This is a genomic window from Mycobacterium innocens (assembly GCF_900566055.1).
GTDB classification, from domain to species: Bacteria; Actinomycetota; Actinomycetes; order Mycobacteriales; family Mycobacteriaceae; genus Mycobacterium; species Mycobacterium innocens.
Genome location: NZ_UPHQ01000336.1, coordinates 1 through 2,163 on the forward strand (window position 1 = coordinate 1; position 2,163 = coordinate 2,163).

Sequence of the window (2,163 nt, forward strand, 5' to 3'; positions counted from 1 at the left end):
CGGGTCCTATGTGCAGCCGCGGATTATGTCCGGGGCGGTGCCCGACACCTTGTGAAGGGCGGAGGTTGGCCAGTCGAGGAGCGCATAATTCGACGTCAGAGGCCGCTGAGAAAGGCGAGCAGAGGGTCGGGCGGCCGGTAGCGCCCTGGTTTCACGTGAAGAGGTCTGGTCCGCTCAAGCGCGCGCTCCTTGATGGAGAGGTCAGCATGCAGATAGATGCGCGCGGTGGTTTCCACGTTTTGGTGGCCGAGCCAGAGTGCAATCACCGAAGTGTCGCACCCGGAGCGCAGGAGTGACATCGCGCAGCTGTGCCTGAGGGTATGGGGAGTTGGGTGTTTTGCGAGCAGCGACGGGCAGCGTTCCGCTGCTGTTGCGGCATGTTTAGCGACCAGGTACCCGACAGCGCTGCGGGTGAGCGGGGTCCCGCGCCGAGTCGGGAACAATGGGTCGTCGAGCAAGCCATGTCGCTCTTTCATCCACGCTCGCAGTAGTCCAGCGGTCTCCTTGGCCAGTGGTGTACAGCGTTCTTTGCGGCCTTTGCCACGACAGCGCACGTGAGCACCGGTGCCGACCTCGACGTCACCGACACGCAAGCCGGTCAGCTCCGAGACCCTGAGGCCGGTCTGCACGGCGACGTCGAGCAGGACTTGGTCTCGCCTTCCGGTCCAGCTGTCTTGGTCGGGCGCGGCTAGCAAGGCGTCGACCTCGGCCTGGTCGAGGTGGTGGATTTCCTTTCGCTCGCTACGTTTGGTCGGGATCTCGAGCACGCGAGCGATGAGCGCTGCGTGCTCGGGATGGCGCAACGCGGCATAGCGGAAAAAGGACCGGATCGCCGCGAGCCGCGCGTTGCGGGTGCGGACGCTGTTGTTGCGGTCGCGCTCGAGATGGTTCAGGAAGTCGCAGATGACGTCGGCGTTGAGATCTGCGATGTCGAGCCGGCAGGGTTGCGTTCCGGTCTGGGACTGGACGAACTGCAGCAGCAGACGCCAGGCGTCGCGATAGGCGGCGATGGTGTTGGGGCTGGCGTGGCGCTGGCCGACGAGCCGGTCGGTGAACCACGCCTGCATGGTCGGTGCGAGAGCGCTCATGGCCGTCTCCTTGCTGCCTGTTCCCGGCGCTGTGCTGCCAGGGACATCAGCTCGGGGATCGCCGAGAGATACCAGTAGGTGTTCTCCGGCCGGTCGTGGCCCATGTAGGTGGACAGCAGCGGTAGATGCGCCTGCACGTCGACCCCGCTGCGATAGAAGCCGAGCAGGGTGGTGCAGGCGAAGGAGTGCCTGACATCGTGCAACCGGGGCCGGCACCGCTTCGAGCGAGCTTGGAGTCCAGCAACGCGGGTGATGAGCGAGAAGGCTTGCTGGACAGTCACATAGACGAGCCGTTTGCCCACGCTGGACACGAAGAAGCTCGCCGCCTTGGGTCTGGGACACAGCCGGTCGCGCACCGCCGCGTAGGCCTTGAGAGCCTCGACCGTGCTCGCGTGCAGTGGAAGCTCCCTGCTCTTGTTGAACTTGGAGTACCTGATGAAGAGCACGCCGTCGTCGAGATCGACGTCGTCCCTGTCGAGGCTGATGAGCTCCCCAATCCGGGCGCCAGTCACCTTGAGCAAGCCGATCAACGTCTCGTAGGTCGCTGCCCGTAACCGCGGCTTGAGCGACCGCGCAGCTGCCATCAAGGCGGCGATGTCGGCGTCGGAGTAGATGTAGGGGATCGCTCGGCACTCCTGCCAGTGCAGGAGGTCAGCCGAGGGCACCTCGGTGGCCGGATCGAATGCGGCGAGGTGCCGGGCGAAGCCGCGCACCACGCAGAGCCGTTTGCCCAGGTAGGAGCGATGAGCTCCCGCTCCGGGAAGCTGTGCCCAGGCGACTGCCAGATCCGCGGTGACCGTCGAGGCACCAACGGCCTCGAGGTAGCCGACGAAGTCGTAGAGCATCCACGGGTAGTCATCGAGCTTGAAGCCAAGCGAACGGCGGACCCAGATGTAGTCGTCCACCGCCTGGCGGAGCGCGCTCACGCCTGCGCTCCTGGCCAGGGCTGGGCCAGTGCTCGCAGCGCGACTCGGTCGACCTTGGCGTAGATGGCCGTCGTGGCAACCTGCGACTGACGAAGGACCTGGCCGATCTCGGCCAAAGACGCGCCGGTTCGCAGCATCGCGGTGGCCGC

Annotated in this window: 2 protein-coding genes; both read right to left on the bottom strand. The window is 65.7% G+C overall.

Features of this window, described 5'->3' with window-relative positions; translation table 11 throughout:
• Positions 1–95: 95 nt before the first annotated feature.
• Positions 96–1,088: a tyrosine-type recombinase/integrase gene (locus EET03_RS29540; protein WP_075542724.1), complete on the bottom strand. Its 993-nt coding sequence runs from the start codon at positions 1,086–1,088 to the stop codon at positions 96–98.
• Positions 1,085–2,014 (bottom strand): tyrosine-type recombinase/integrase, encoded by a 930-nt coding sequence (locus EET03_RS29545; protein WP_075542725.1) that lies wholly within the window; start codon positions 2,012–2,014, stop codon positions 1,085–1,087. The genes EET03_RS29540 and EET03_RS29545 overlap by 4 nt, the downstream gene beginning before the upstream one ends.
• Between the last annotated feature and the right edge of the window lie 149 nt (positions 2,015–2,163).

Coding starts and splice junctions, on each gene's coding strand:
- EET03_RS29540 (WP_075542724.1), bottom strand. CDS start 1,088: ATGAGCGCTCTCGCACCGACCATGCAGGCGTGGTTCACCGACCGGCTC.